We start from the raw sequence: 15,541 nt of genomic DNA, 5'->3' as shown, positions 1-15,541 counted from the left end.
CCTTGTAAGGCACTGTGATTGTGCGTTTATTTCTGTTGAAGTGAATCAACGATTTAGATTGGGCGATATCGGTCATGGACGTTCTATCATCGGGGTAATCTTGTTATAGTGCTTTTATTTTGCAATGTATGGATGAGTATGTCCTTTGATCTTAAAATCAGCTTAGAGCACAGGGCTGAGCAGTCTCCACAGCAGAAAAAATTAAATCGCTTAATTGACCAGATTGAACAACAAAAACAAGAACTGGCGACATGGAAAAATGCGCAAGCCGACATTCAAAATTATACGCGCAGCAAGCTTTTACCCGTTTATACAGAGTTACATACAGTTTTATTTGAACAGCTCGATACTCTATGGAATCACTTAGTCAGCGATGCCTTTAGCAAAGCAGATTTGGCACAGATCGACACCAAAATAGCCGCTTTAGCCAAGATGCTAAAAAAATCACAGAGGCTAACTTCCGCGCAACAAGAACTGGTAGAGAAAATTGACACTTTCTATATGCAGCATGCAGAGCATATACGCGGGAAGAAAGCCAAAGCAAACTCAATACAAAATCATGATCTCGCTGAAAAGGTAGAACAAAACGTGGATGTAGACTGGGAAAATTATGAATATGATTCTGCCCAGTATGAAGCAGAGCGAGAACGTGCCAAGCAGTTAAAACAACAAGAAAAGCGTGAGCAGGCTGCCAAAATGGCAGTGCAGTCGCTGAAAACCGTGTATTTAAAAATTACCGCGATGATTCACCCTGACCGCGAACCTGATGAAGCGAAGAAGTTAGATAAGACCGAACTTTTGCAGAAGGTAAACGAAGCTTATGCAGAGCAGGATTTATTTTATTTATTGAAACTCCAGTTACAGTTAGAAACCAATAAAGGCTTAAGCTCAAAAGCTTTAAGTTCTGAGCAAGTGAAGTTTTATCAGTTGTCTTTGGAAGCACAGAGTCAGAACTTGCAAAGCCAGTTAGAGGAGATCTTTGCGTCTTTCCACTTGAGCAGTCATGTTAATACCAAACAGCTCAAAATGAGTGATGTGTATAAGGTGATTGATAAGGATGCTGCTGAGTTAAAACAGCAGTTAAAGTGGGAAAAAGAACGTTTAAAGCATATGAAAAAGGTGAGTGGGGTAGTGATGTTGTTAGGGCATGGGGTTCTATAGTTTTTATAAATAAGAAGAAATTTTTCGCAAAAAAAGTTTTTTTAAATTTATGATAATATTGATAAAAATATTATATCTATTTGTGAGGGTTAAATGGGGACATATTCAAATATCACGATTGAAAATGATCAATTCTATAGCTTAGAAAAACATTTTGAAGTAGCATGCAATCGCCATCCCCATTTGAAACTTCTTGAATCCCAATGGAGGTTTGATCAAGAGCTTATCAGTAAAGCATTACAAAATATAAATACAATTTTTCCACATTATAGCCGTCACGATGCTTCGCATTCGAAACAAATTATTGTGAATATTGAAAGAATGTTAGGCGATAAAATTAAATTTTTAAGTGCAACTGATACATGGTTACTCCTTGAGTCAGCTTACAACCATGACATAGGAATGGTGATCACTCAAAAACAAATAGAAGATATGAATTCTCAAGAGTTCGAAGAATTTGTAGTAAGTTTAAAAGAAGATAAAGATAATGAATTACAGTCCTTTGCTAAAAGATGGTTAAAAGAAAAAGCAGTCCTTCCTAAAAATGCTAAAGCGCATTCATTTTTCCATAATTACATACAATTACTAGCTGAATGGTATCGAAGAAAACATCCTCAGAATTCTGCAAATATTGTACGAAATCCATTACAGGAAATTGGAATGGATTCACCCAGAAATGAACTGCTACCGAGTAGGCTTTTCCGTGTTGTAGCTGATATTTGTAAAGCACATGGTGATAATTTTGATGATGTTATGAAATTGCCACATGCAGAAGCAGGTATGGCTTCAGAAGACTGTCATCCAAGATATGTGGCTTGTTTGATTAGAATGGGCGATCTATTAGATGTAGATGATAATCGGTTTTGCCCAGTAATGATGAATATGTGCGGTAATAATATGCCTCATTTAAGTCATATTCATAATGAGAAGCACCAGTCTATTAGACATTTACGAATAGATTCAGAAAGAGTTGAAGTCGATTCTGTTTGTCCTAATCCAGATGCGTATGAAGTAACACATGATTGGTTTTCATGGTTACAGCAGGAATATCATAATCAAACACAAAGCTGGGATAAAATTGTACCCAATAAAGAATTAGGTCGCTTACCGACTTTGACTACTCCAAGGGTTGATATAGAAGAGCCTTATTTAATTTTAGAAAAGGGCAAGAAACCTAACTTTAAAATTAACCATGATGCCGTTTTAGGGATATTGAGAAGTACAGGGCTTTATACGTCGAAAGTAGATAGCATTCGCGAAATTCTACAAAATGGTGTAGATGCAACATTACAAAGAATTTGGTTAGAAGATTCGAAAATTGTAGATGAAGCCGAAAGTCCTTTAGATGAATCTATTCAAAGTCTGTATAGGCAATATCCTATTGAAGTAAAATTTCAACAAAAAAAAGATGATATATGGACTTTAGAGATTACAGATCATGGGACTGGTATCGATTTTGATACTTTGAAATTTATGCTTGAGGTTGGTGGTTCAAGAAAGAATAAAAATAAAATAAAAACTATTAAAGCTATGCCTAAATGGTTTAGACCATCAGGTATGTTTGGTATAGGTCTTCAAAGTGCATATTTACTTAATGATAAATTTTCAATAATTACAAAATCTATAATTAATAATGAAACATTAAAAATAAAGTTTAATAAAAATAGAGGTAGTGTAGTCATAAAAAAAGTTAATCAAAACATATTATCTGATTATGGAACACGTTTCCTTATTGATATGAAAATTAAAGATTTCCCACAAAGAATTTCTTTGCCTTTTGGAGAGCGTGAAATATCTACAAAGCTTAATGGTTATGATTTTACTAAATCTGGATCAAATTTACGTGATTATGAGGTTTTAAGTATAAAAAATAGTTTTATAAATTTTTTCATGGAAAGTCCTATTGGTAGTAATTTATTAAGTAAAAAAAATAATCAAGAATCATATTACTATGATAAAGAAACAGGTATCCTAATTTCAAAAATTAGATTTGGTGATTTTAATTATGGTAATTTTAATACATTTTTTAGAGGGCAAGCTTTTAAAGACTTAAATCTATATAATGATTTGAGCTTCTGTAGTTCGGTTATTGATTTTTATGGGGAAAGAGCTGATAAATTTTTGACATATAATCGAGAGAAAATTTTAAATGAAGCAAAAGGTAAGGCAAGAAATAAGGTGAAAATAGCTGTTAGAAATTATATTCAAACAAAATATGAAGAAATTTTGGATGATGAAAAACCCTATGCAGTGGCTTGTTTTACAGGGCTTTATAATTTTGAAAAAATAAGTGACATAATGCTTTCTGATTTAAATAATTTAAAAATATTAATAAATCATGACGCATTTACCTTGGGGGCTTTAATTGGAAAAATAAAAGAGAATGAAATATCTGAATTATCATTAGTTGAAGTTCAGAAAGAAGAAGTCTCAGGGCATCAGATTATAAAAAATAAATCAAATAGAGATATTTTAGATTTGATACTTTTTATAATAACAAAAGAAAATATATATTATCAAATTGATTTGGTAGAATCTTCTTTGAGTGAATATAGCTTCTCAAAGGAAGATATTCAGCCAATTTCAAATAATTACTTAAAAAAATTACTAGAACTGAAAATAGGTTCAGGTTTTCATGAAATAGGATGTAGAAAAATTTTCCCTGCTTGGGGCGATTTCAGAAAGTTAAGTTTTAGTGCTAAAATTCAATGGCCAGACCGTTTTCATTATCAAGATAGCCGAGGTGATGTATTAGTTTTACCTTATTTATTTAACCAAAATGTAGAACTTATAGACCGTTTTGATAATAGTGAAGAATTTTTACAATGGATTTATGAAAATAGAAAATATGAATATGTAACTATTGATGAAATCCGTGACCTTAATTTTAAGTTAATTGAATTTTTAAAAAATATTGTTATTAACTAAATATAAAAATCCCCTCACCAAGAGGGGATTTTTATATCAAACTACAGCATCAAAGCGCTGCAATTTGCTCCATATTCGCTTTAATCTTCGCTAACTGGTCAGCAAACTCAGCCAATTTCGCTTTTTCACCTTCAACCACAGCCGCAGGTGCTTTCGCCACAAAACCTTCATTACCGAGTTTAGTCGCAATTTGGTCATGCTGCTTTTGCACTTTGTCTAAGTCTTTCTGTAAACGACCCAATTCCGCTTTCGGGTCAATTAAGCCCTTCATCGGAACAAATACAGACACGTGACCAACAACGCTTGATGAAGACAATGGCGGTTGCTCAGCATCAGCCAAGAAGGTAATGCTTTCCACTTTCGCCAAGGCTTTAAACAACGCTTCAATACGCGTGATTTGTGCTTTTTCAGCTTCCGTCGTGTTTTGTAGAAGCACAGGTAATAAACGCGCATTACCTAAGCCCATTTCACCACGAATGTTACGTACCGCACCAATCAAACCTTGAAGCCATTGCATGTCTGCTTCAGCCTGTTCGTTTACACGCTCAGGGTTGGCCACAGGGTATTGCGCGAGCATGATGGTTTCGCCAGCAATACCAAGTTTCGGTGCAAGCGTCTGCCAGATTTCTTCAGTCAAATACGGCATAAGCGGATGTGCAAGACGTAAAGATGCTTCCATTACCGCAAGGAGTACACGACGAACTTCAGCTTTACGCTCAACCGATACGTTTTCATCGTTCAGAACAGGTTTTGTCAGTTCGACATACCAGTCACAGTATTCATTCCAAATGAACTCATAAATCGCTTGTGCAGCCAAGTCTAAACGGTAAGTCGCGAAAGCTTGTTGTACCGCAGCTTCTGCTTTTTGCAGACGGCTCACGATCCACTGTTCAGGTAATTCCCAAAGGTCTTGACGAACTTCGCTACCAATTTCTTGATTTTCACAGTTCATCATCACGAAACGGGTTGCGTTCCAGATTTTGTTAGCAAAGTTACGGTAGCCTTCAACACGTTTCATATCGAACTTAATGTCACGACCTGTGTTGGCAAGCGCACAGAAGGTGAAACGCACTGCGTCCGTACCATAGGCTTGAATGCCTTCTGGGAACTCTTTACGGGTTGATTTTTCAATCTTCGCTGCTTGTTTCGGGTTCATCAGACCTGTAGTACGTTTTTGTACCAAAGTCTCAAGGTCTACACCGTCAATCAAATCTAATGGGTCAAGTACGTTGCCCTTCGACTTCGACATTTTTTGACCTTCGCCATCACGAACTAAACCGTGAACATAGACCGTTTTAAACGGCACTTGTGGCGTACCATCTTCATTCTTCATGAAGTGCATCGTAAACATAATCATACGAGCAACCCAGAAGAAGATGATGTCAAAACCAGTCACTAACACATCAGTTGGGTGGAAGGTATTGAGGAAATAGTTTTCTGCATCTTTCTTGGCATCACCAGTCCAACCAAGGGTTGAGAACGTCCAAAGTGCAGAAGAGAACCACGTATCCAGTACGTCTTCATCTTGGTTAAGCACAACATCAGCAGGGATGTTGTTTTTGGCACGTACTTCAGCTTCGTTACGACCTACATAAATGTTGCCTTCAGCATCGTACCAAGCTGGAATACGGTGACCCCACCAAAGTTGACGAGAGATACACCAGTCTTGAATGTTGTTCATCCACGCCATGTACATGTTGCTGTACTGCTCAGGAACAAACTTGATGCGACCGTCTTGAACCGCTTCAATGGCAGGTTGCGCCAATGGTGCAATTTTCACATACCATTGATCCGTCAATAATGGCTCAACGATCACACCTGAACGGTCACCGCGAGGTGGTTTAAGTGTGTACGGTTGGATCTGATCTAACCAACCTTCAGCTTCCGCTTGTTCAACCAGTTTTTTACGCGCTTCAAAACGCTCTAAACCAATATAGTCCGCAGGAGCAGGGATGGTTTTAGAAATTTGCTCGCCCGCTTTCGCGATATATTCAAACTCAGCCAACACTTCTGCATTTTTATTAAAGATGTTGATGATTGGGAGTTCACAACGCTTACCGACTTCATAGTCGTTAAAGTCGTGCGCAGGGGTGATTTTCACACAGCCTGTACCGAATTCTTTATCAACATATTCATCTTTCACGATTGGAACTGCACGGCCTGTAATTGGCAGAATGATGTTCTGACCCACAAGGTGTGTATAGCGTTCATCATCTAGTGCAACAGCAACCGCTGTATCACCGAGCAATGTTTCAGGACGCGTCGTTGCAACAACGATGTGGTCTTTACCATCGTGGGTACGTAGGTTTTTATCTTCAAAGAAGTATTTGAAGTGCCACAATGAACCTGCTTCTTCTTTATCCGACTCAACTTCGAGGTCAGAAAGCGCAGTTTGTAATTTTGGATCCCAGTTTACCAAACGTTTGCCACGGTAGATCAAGCCGTCTTCGTGTAATTTCACGAACACTTCTTTTACTGCATTGGATAAACCTTCATCCATGGTGAAGCGTTCACGAGACCAATCTACAGATGAACCTAAACGACGGATTTGACGGGTAATGGTGTTGCCTGATTGCTCTTTCCATTCCCAGATTTTTTCGATGAATTTTTCACGGCCAAGGTCATGACGGCTTACACCTTGAGCGCCCAACTGACGTTCAACCACCATTTGTGTGGCAATACCCGCATGGTCTGTACCCGGTTGCCACAAGGTGTTTTTGCCTGACATACGGTTGTAGCGCGTTAAGGCATCCATAATGGCATTGTTAAAACCATGACCCATATGCAAACTGCCAGTGACGTTTGGTGGCGGAATCATGATACAGAATGATTCACCTTGTTGAGATGGTTTGAAATAGCCACGCTCTTCCCAAGTTTGGTACCATTTTTTCTCGATCTCAGTCGGATCGTAAGTCGTAGCAATATTTTGCGCAGAATCAGTCATAGTCAGAACAGATAAAAAGTGAATAAAAAATTGCACCTAGTGTAGCAAAAAAATAACGGCTTTGGGATGTTCGTCAAATGCTTTGTTTCTGCAATTGTCACGGCAAGTGAGAGGTTTTATGATGAAGTCTGTATAACGACTGCGCATAAGATCGTAGAACTTGATAAAAAGGAAAAAATAGAATGAGTTATGTTATTTCACTTAAGTTGAAATCAGAAACCCATCAACGTTTTCAGGATATTCATCAACAACTTAATCAAGGTCAAACCGAGAGTTTAGCCAAGGCATTGGGTGATGTGCTGGCAGACATTTCTTATGAGGTGATTGATCAGGTTTTTGGTGAGATTATCCGTGTTTCGCATTCGGGAGATAATGAATCTGCCAAAGTAATCCAGCATATTATGGAAACCACGCGTAAATATATGCCATGGTCGGTGTCATTTTTTGGTAATGAGCGTTTGCTGCCGATGGTGAATTATCTGCACGAACTGATGTATCAAAAAGAGGGTGAATTTTATTTGTCCTATCCAGTCGATGAAGACAGTGTTCAAGCGTTGCTCAGTTCTGCTGAAGAAATGCAACAAGGTAATAATGCTGCAGTGATTCCTGCTTTACAGGCATTTACTCAAATTGTGGATCAGGGCGTGACGCATTTAATTCGGGTTCCGAAAACAATGCTGAAATTTAATGTAGTGGTGGATAAGACTCTAAATGGGGTTATTCATGTCACCACTCAAATGGGCTATAAGCGTTTTGATAAATTGGGTATGCAATATGATGCTAAAACCATGAGTCATTATTTCAATCATTTTCTTGTTTTTTTAGAAAATTCAACCAACAATTAGGCAATTGCCGTAATCGAATCAGGGTAGACAATAATGGCCAAGCTAGACAGTTTAGAAAATAAGGTGGTATGGATTACTGGGGCATCTTCAGGTTTAGGTAAAGCCTTGGCACAAGAGTGTGCATTACAAGGTGCACAAGTGGTGCTGACTGCCCGTCGCATCGATGAATTGGAAAAGGTGCGTGTTGGATTGTTAAATCCAGATTTACATCTTTCAATTTGTGCAGATATTACCAATGAAGCTCAAGTCTTACATGCGTATGAACAAGTCTTGGCTGCCAAAGGACGTATTGACTGGCTGATTAATAATGCAGGTTTAAGTCAGCGTGCCCTGATTACTGAAACGACCATGCAAACTGAACGTACCATTATGGAAGTTGATTACTTTTCGCAGGTATTTTTAACCAAAACTGTTTTACCTACACTTTTAAAACAAAAGTCAGGTCGAGTGGTTTTTGTTTCGAGTATTGCAGGATTATTAGGGACGCAATATCGTGCTTCCTATTCTGCGGCAAAAGCAGCCATACATATGTGGGCAAACAGTCTAAGAGCAGAAGTGGCTGAAGATGGGGTAGATGTTTCGGTAGTTTTTCCAGGTTTTGTAAAAACCAACGTTTCCATTAATGCTTTAAATGGAGCGGGTCAGGCACAAGGCTTTGATAATGAAGCAACAGCTAATGGCCTAGAAGCAGATGAATTTGCACAATATACGGTTAAATCATTAATGCAAGGTGATGAATATATTGTGATTGGTGGGCGTAAAGAAAAATTAGGCGTACTGGTTTCACGTTTATCACCAAGTGCTCTGTATCGAATGATTCGTAAAGCGAAAGTCAAGTAAATTGGGAAGCCTGGGGGGAAAGCCATGCTTTCTTCCTTTTTGATTAAAGCTACATAAATTGATGAATGATCTATTGGCTGATTTTGTTTAAATAATTTAAGAATAATTCTGCATTTTTGCTACGAACTTGCCAAGACATACAACGTACGCCACCGCCCATATGGCAGACTTTTGAGGACTGTACGGGAATGACAGTCCGTTTAGTTATACTCCGAATTTGTTTTAAGGCGATAGCATCTTCTTTAATTCCAAACTGTGGAAAATAAATCCGTTCAGGGGTGACCAGCATAGTGGTGTACAAGCCGCAAGCTGAACCAAATTTTTCATCGTAAATTTCGCTGCCATCATATGGTGTAATGATTTCATGAATTTTCACATTGGGAATACCGCGTTTTAAATCTACCATGAGTCGCTTGGCATAGTCCGGATCTTCAGGGTAGGAGTTAATCACCAAGGTATTTTGATCGACAAAACTGACCACACCATCGGCATGTTCTAAGCCGCCTTGTTCATCGGCTTCAATAAATGCAATTTGTTTGGCATTTGTTAAGGCTATCAGTTTTTTCCGAGCCTCGCTTTCAGTTAGCTTATTATCAGTTAAAAATTTGGTGCTGAGCACGACATTGCCATAACCATCTTCAACCCAGTTACCACCATCATTCAACAGCTTACTTTGAGTAAACTGTAAACCTGCCTTCTGGCTATAATATTTAAATTCGTCTTGCACTTGATCTGAAATGGCTTGCCCTTTCTTTCCTCCACCTTGACCCGCGGCGGTATAGCGGAACATCACAGGTTGCGCAGGATTGGCGCTGGTAAAGTCACGCATCCAAATATCCTGCATCGGGGTGATCGCCACATGCTTTTTGTCCAATGCTTTAACGTACTCGGGGTAAAGATATTGGTCTGTTAAAATAACGACATTGTCTCCATTTTTAATAATTTTTTTCGCATAATCTATATGAAAATCAAAAATATCATCGATTACTTTTGCATAGTAGGCATCATGACTTTGCGGAGATGCTAAGACAATTAATTCGGCTTGAGTTGTAAATGGAATCATGGTGAGCGCAGCTATGCTTATTTTAGATGCTAAAGATTTCATATCTCTCGATGCTTTTAAGTCAGTGAACCATGTGGGTATTTATTGTGAACAGTGTAGGGGGCGCTGCTTTAGTGAGCTATCTTCACTAAAGCATGTCTCAGAACAGCAAAAGCTTACAAGACTTTTCAGACGGTCTGGGTTACTTGTCAGTCATTCTAGCGGGGAGTTGAAAAATTAGGGTTTTAAAATAGCTGTGCCATAAGCAAAAACCTCAACCATGCCACCTTGCATCCCCATTTCGGTGGTCGATAGTCTTATGCAGGCGATATGCGTTGCACCGTATTTTTCTGCTTCAAGTTTGAGTCGGACAACCGCTTCACGACGCGCACGATCCACGACACTTTCATAGCTGGTAAGTCTACCCCCAAAAAAGTTTTGCACGGTGGCCAGTACATATTTGAAATAATCATGTGAAATTACAACATTGCTGCTGATCATGTGCCCAGACTGCTCAAAACTCACTTTACGCAAATTCCCTACGGTGATGTAGGCGAGGCGTCTTTCATTGTGTTCAAGCTCTGCCAGATGTTTGCGTTCGTTATAATGGCCAAAGCCAAAACCAACACTGAATAGCACCACAAAGATGAGTAACTGGAAAATTAAACTTTCCATTGTTTAAACCTGTGTAGGAAATGGATCGGGGAGATGATTATTTAACGGGGTAACACGGACCGCGGTACCATAAACAAATAATTCTGAAGCACCTTGAGCAATATTTGAGGTTGAAAAACGAATTCCTACGATGGCGTTGGCCCCTAAAGCTTGAGCTTTTGCAATCATACGACTCATGGCTTCTTGACGTGATTCTTCTAAAAGCTCGGTATATGCCGTAAGTTCACCGCCAACAATATTTTTTAAACCCGCCAGAAAGTCACGCCCCACATGTTTACTCCGAACGGTACTGCCGTAGACCACATCCAGTTGCTGGGAAATCGTATGTCCTGGAACGGACTCAAGGTTACTTAAAAGCATAATATTCAATTTTTAAATGATTTGATTCTCTTTGAAGATAGGAAAAAGCCTGTAAAAAAGCAATAAAAAAGCCCACCGAAGTGAGCTTTTCATGTTGCAAGGTTTATTTTGCAGTTTTGTTATATTTTAAATCTGAAGAAGAGGGTTGTTTCACCACTTGATCAGAAGTATTGGCTTTTACCCCGCCACCGAGGGTTTTATATACTTCTACTTGGTTGTTTAAATTTGCTTGTTCAAGCAATAGCAGACCTTGTTCTGCAGAGTATGATGTACGTTGTGCATCCAGTACTGTTAAGTAGTTGTCGATGCCAGCGCGGAAGCGGGCAGTAGACAGTTTATATGTGGTATTGGTGGCTTCTACAAGGCGACGCTGCGCCGCTAGACGATCACCAATATTTTCACGTACAGCCAAAGCATCATTTACTTCACGGAATGCAGTTTGGATCGTCTTTTCATAGTCTGACAATGCAATTTTTTGGTCAGTTTCTGAAATCTTGACATTGGCACGACGTGTACCCCAGTCAAAGATTGGGATGTCCAAGCTTGGACCGAGTGACCAAACAAAAGCGCCAGATTTAAACAAGTCGCTTAAATCTGTTGATGCATAACCTGCTGAGCCCGTTAAGCTGATGGTTGGATACAACTTTGCTTTTGCCGCGCCAATATTGGCGCCCGCAGCAGACAATTGGTATTCCGCAGCACGGACATCTGGACGGTTATTTAACAAATCACTTGGCAAGCCCGCTGTCAACGCCGTACTTTGGGTAATGCGTTTAACAGGTTGTGAAGCCAATAAGTTTGCAGGTACAGGTTGACCCACCAGCAGGTTCAACAGGTTCTGTGCCTGTGCAACTTGGGTTTTGTAGTTAGCAACATCGTTACGTGCAGTTTCAACCGAAATTTGTGCTTGACGTACAGGGACTTCGCTATCGATACCGACATCAAAACGCTTTTTATTCAGATTGTAAGACTCAAGCTGTGCTTTAAGCGTTTGATCGGCCAGTTTTAAGTTGGCATTGGCAAACGAATAGCTCAGCCAAGCTTGTGCAACCTGACCAATCAATGAAATTTGCGTTGCATCACGTGCACTTTGAGTCGCTAAATAGCTATCTAAGGCATTGTCTTTTAGGCTACGAACACGACCCCAAAAATCTAACTCATAAGCAGTCACACCGAGGCCAACATTATAAGTTGTCATCGGTTTGTTGCTGCTCAGGGTATCTTGACGAAGCACACTGCCACTTGCACCAATGGTTGGTAATTGGTTGTTTTCGCTAATCTGATACGTTTGCTGCGCACGTTGAATATTCAAGGTTGCAGTACGTAAATCACGGTTATTCGCTAAAGCCATTTCAATGACTTGTACTAATCGTGGATCAGCAAAAAAGTCTTTATAGCCTTGTTCAGCAACAGAAGGACCTGTTGTTGAACCAATATATCCTGTTGGAATATCCGCTTGAGCGACGGGTTCTGGACCACGCATGCTTTGACATGCAGTCAAAGCAAGCGCAAGTGCAGATACCGCAATGCTACGACCTGAAATAGACCATACTTTTTGCATCACGATGTTTGCTCCTGATTATTTTGTTTCTTAGGTTTGTATTTAAAGATACTACGAATCCAAACGAAGAATACTGGAATAAAGAAAATACCCAAAAGTGTAGAACTAATCACACCACCAAGTACACCAAAACCTACTGAATGCTGACTTCCTGCACCCGCACCTGTAGAAAGTGCAAGCGGAAGTACACCAAAACCAAAGGCAAGGGTAGTCATGATAATTGGGCGTAAACGCATTTTTGCAGCATGCAAAGTTGCATCAAATAAATCTTCACCTTTTTCTTGCAATTCTTTCGCAAATTCTACGATCAAGATCGCATTTTTTGCAGAAAGACCAATAACGGCAACAATTGCAACTTGGAAATAGATGTTAAATGACAGGTTCGGATCGCCTTTAATGATCATACCTAACCATGTCAAAGTAAAGGCACCGATAATACCTAGAGGTACAACCAGTAATACTGAAACAGGGATAGACCAGCTTTCATATAATGCGGCAAGACATAAGAACACGATTAACATTGAAAGAACCAGTAAAGGACCTGTTTGGCTACCTGAATCACGTTCTTCTAAAGATAAACCTGTCCATTCATAGTCAAAGCCTTGTAAGCCCATAGATGGTAGTTTGCCAATGATTTCTTCCATTGCGAGCATCGCATCACCCGAACTTACACCAGGTGCAGGAGTACCTTGAATGTTCACCGAAGATACACCGTTATAACGCTCTAAACGTGGTGAACCATACGTCCATTTCCCAGTTGCAAATGCTGAGAATGGAACCATCGTACCGACGTTATTGCGCACGTACCATTTGTTTAGGTCTTCAGGCATCATGCGTGTATTTGCTTCGCCTTGTACATAAACTTTTTTCACACGACCACGGTCAACGAAGTCATTGATATAAGAACCACCCCAAGCCATACCCATTGTCGAGTTAATATCGGCAATACTGACACCCATTGCACCTGCTTGCGCTTGGTCAACAGTAATTTGATATTGAGGTGTATCTTCTTGACCATTTGGGCGTACGCCTGCAAGACGTTTATCTTGTGCAGCCATACCCAAAATAGCGTTTCGCGCAGCAATCAGTTTGTCATGTCCTTGACCACTTGCGTCTTTCAACTGAATATCAAAACCTGATGCTACACCTAATTCAGGCATTGCTGGTAATTGCAATGGCATGATGTAAGAGGCATCTTTGATCATATTCAATGACATACCGCGTTGAATAATTGCACCAATCTGAGATTCTGGAGAAGTACGTTCATCCCAGTCTTTGAGTTTAATAAAGGCAAGACCTGCGTTTTGACCTACACCAGTGAATGAGAAACCAGAAACGGTAAAGATTGAATCTACATTCTCTTTTTCTTTATTCAAGAAGTAGTCTGTCATGGTAGTGATGACTTTGTCGGTACGTTCGAGGCTTGCACTTGGTGGAAGCTGAACTAGAGTCATCACCACGCCTTGGTCTTCATCTGGTAAGAACGAAGAAGGTAAGACTTTGTAAAGGCCAACTAAACCAGCAATGACCAGAATATAAACGACACCAGAGAATACTTTGTGATGGGTCATACGGTTGACACCACCTTGGTATTTTACTGACAGTTTTTCAAAGCTGCTGTTAAACCAACGGAAGAAACGAGCAAAAATATTGTTACTTTCTGCTTTATTTGGATCATGTTGTTTTAACAGGGTCGCACACAGGGCCGGAGTAAATGTTAATGCCACAATCAATGACAAAATCATTGCGGTTACAAGGGTAATGGAGAACTGACGGTAAATTACCCCAGTCGTACCACCAAAAAAGGCCATTGGAACGAATACAGCAGTTAATACGCTAGTAATACCAACCAATGCACCAGAGATCTGTTGCATCGACTTTTCAGTCGCGGCTACAGGGTCCAAATGATCTTCCTGCATGACACGTTCAACGTTCTCGACCACGACAATTGCATCGTCGACCAGAAGACCAATGGCTAATACCATCGCAAACATGGTGAGCGTGTTGATTGAGAAACCAAAAATATTAATGACTGCAAATGTACCTAATACAACAACAGGCACCGCAAGCGTAGGAATAATCGTTGCACGCCAGTTCTGTAAGAACAGGAACATGACAATAAATACCAAGAATACGGCTTCAATTAAAGTATGAACTACACTTTCAATCGAAAGCTTAATGAATGGCGTCGTATCATACGCCAGTTGATCTTTTAAACCATCTGGGTAGTTTTTACGAAGTTCACTTAAGCGTTCTTCAACGGCTGCCGCAGTATCGAGTGCGTTGGCACCTGTTGCAAGTTTAATCGCAACACCACCAGCAGCTTTACCATTAAATTTAGAGTCGAATTGATAGTTATCTGAACCGAGTTCAACACGAGCAACATCACCTAAGCGAACTTGAGCACCTGAGGCCGTATTTTTCAGAAAGATATTTCTAAACTGCTCAGGTGTTTGCAACATACTTTGAGCATTTACTGTTGCGTTCAGTACTTGACCTTTTACAGCTGGTGCACCACCCAACTGGCCTACTGCCACTTGCGAGTTTTGAGCATTAATTGCAGCAGCAACATCACTTGGCGTGACTTGTAAACTGGTCATTTTGGCAGGGTCTAACCAAATGCGCATGGCATAAGAACCACCAAAAACTTGGATTTCGCCCACACCTGCGACACGGCTCAGCGGTTCAGAAATGTTAGAGTTTACATAGTCTTTAATGTCGGCAGCAGATAAGCTTCCATCAGGAGAGTAAAATGCAAGAACCTGCATAAAACTCGCACCAGACTTAGTGACTTTTACCCCTTGACGTTGTACATCTTCAGGTAAAAGCGCTGTTGCCGATTGTAATTTGTTTTGTACTTGAACTTGTGCAATGTCTGGGTCAATCCCTTGCTCAAAGTTCAAGTTGATTGATGCTTGACCATTACCTGCACTGTTAGATGAAATATAACGCAAACCATCCAAACCATTCATTTGTTGTTCAATGATTTGAGTGACTGTATTTTCTACAGTTTGTGCAGATGCACCAGGATAAGTCGCAGAAATTGTCACCGTTGGTGGTGCAATTGTAGGATATTGAGCAACAGGCATTTTGGTGAGAGTTAGAATACCCGCCAGCATAATGACCAGTGCAATCACCCACGCAAAAATGGGGCGATGAATAAAAAATTGAGCCATTCAGTCTAC

Annotated in this window: 10 protein-coding genes; 4 read left to right on the top strand and 6 right to left on the bottom strand. The window is 39.9% G+C overall.

Annotated elements, in window-relative coordinates; translation table 11 throughout:
* The first annotated feature begins 138 nt into the window (after positions 1-138).
* Positions 139-1,161 carry a molecular chaperone DnaJ gene (locus tag MP622_RS09985; RefSeq protein ID WP_243790752.1) on the top strand — a complete coding sequence of 341 codons (1,023 nt, stop codon included), beginning with the start codon at positions 139-141 and terminating at the stop codon, positions 1,159-1,161.
* Positions 1,162-1,254: 93 nt separating this feature from the next.
* The gene (locus tag MP622_RS09980) at positions 1,255-4,089 is read left to right on the top strand and encodes an ATP-binding protein (RefSeq protein WP_243790750.1); all 2,835 of its coding nucleotides are present in this window, start codon (positions 1,255-1,257) and stop codon (positions 4,087-4,089) included.
* Positions 4,090-4,138: 49 nt separating this feature from the next.
* Here MP622_RS09980 and MP622_RS09975 read toward each other — a convergent pair whose 3' ends face one another.
* On the bottom strand, positions 4,139-7,039 hold the full coding sequence (locus tag MP622_RS09975) for a valine--tRNA ligase (RefSeq protein ID WP_243793512.1): 2,901 nt from the start codon (positions 7,037-7,039) through the stop codon (positions 4,139-4,141).
* A 176-nt stretch (positions 7,040-7,215) separates the two neighbouring features.
* Here MP622_RS09975 and MP622_RS09970 point away from each other — a divergent pair, with 176 nt between their 5' ends.
* Positions 7,216-7,878 carry a hypothetical protein gene (locus MP622_RS09970; protein WP_243790748.1) on the top strand — a complete coding sequence of 221 codons (663 nt, stop codon included), beginning with the start codon at positions 7,216-7,218 and terminating at the stop codon, positions 7,876-7,878.
* Between the two features lie 33 nt (positions 7,879-7,911).
* A complete protein-coding gene (locus tag MP622_RS09965) occupies positions 7,912-8,718 on the top strand; it encodes an SDR family NAD(P)-dependent oxidoreductase (protein WP_104441023.1) in 807 nt (268 codons plus the stop codon).
* A 70-nt stretch (positions 8,719-8,788) separates the two neighbouring features.
* Here MP622_RS09965 and MP622_RS09960 read toward each other — a convergent pair whose 3' ends face one another.
* The 5 genes from MP622_RS09960 to adeJ all read right to left on the bottom strand — a co-directional run bounded on the left by MP622_RS09960 (position 8,789) and on the right by adeJ (position 15,532).
* On the bottom strand, positions 8,789-9,823 hold the full coding sequence (locus MP622_RS09960) for an agmatine deiminase family protein (protein WP_243790746.1): 1,035 nt from the start codon (positions 9,821-9,823) through the stop codon (positions 8,789-8,791).
* A 174-nt stretch (positions 9,824-9,997) separates the two neighbouring features.
* Complete coding sequence (locus MP622_RS09955) at positions 9,998-10,435, bottom strand: heavy metal-binding domain-containing protein (RefSeq protein WP_243790745.1); 438 nt, start codon at positions 10,433-10,435, stop codon at positions 9,998-10,000.
* A 3-nt stretch (positions 10,436-10,438) separates the two neighbouring features.
* Complete coding sequence (locus tag MP622_RS09950; RefSeq protein WP_016165763.1) at positions 10,439-10,795, bottom strand: YbjQ family protein; 357 nt, start codon at positions 10,793-10,795, stop codon at positions 10,439-10,441.
* Positions 10,796-10,898: 103 nt separating this feature from the next.
* Positions 10,899-12,356, bottom strand: coding sequence for a multidrug efflux RND transporter AdeIJK outer membrane channel subunit AdeK (gene adeK / locus MP622_RS09945; protein ID WP_044740900.1), 1,458 nt, complete (start codon positions 12,354-12,356; stop codon positions 10,899-10,901).
* Positions 12,356-15,532 carry a multidrug efflux RND transporter permease subunit AdeJ gene (gene adeJ / locus MP622_RS09940; protein ID WP_104441020.1) on the bottom strand — a complete coding sequence of 1,059 codons (3,177 nt, stop codon included), beginning with the start codon at positions 15,530-15,532 and terminating at the stop codon, positions 12,356-12,358. The genes adeK and adeJ overlap by 1 nt, the downstream gene beginning before the upstream one ends.
* Positions 15,533-15,541 lie beyond the last annotated feature (9 nt).

The sequence above is a fragment of the Acinetobacter sp. PK01 genome (assembly GCF_022819285.1).
Lineage (GTDB): Bacteria > Pseudomonadota > Gammaproteobacteria > Pseudomonadales > Moraxellaceae > Acinetobacter > Acinetobacter tandoii.
This window is presented reverse-complemented; position numbering and strand designations above follow the sequence as displayed.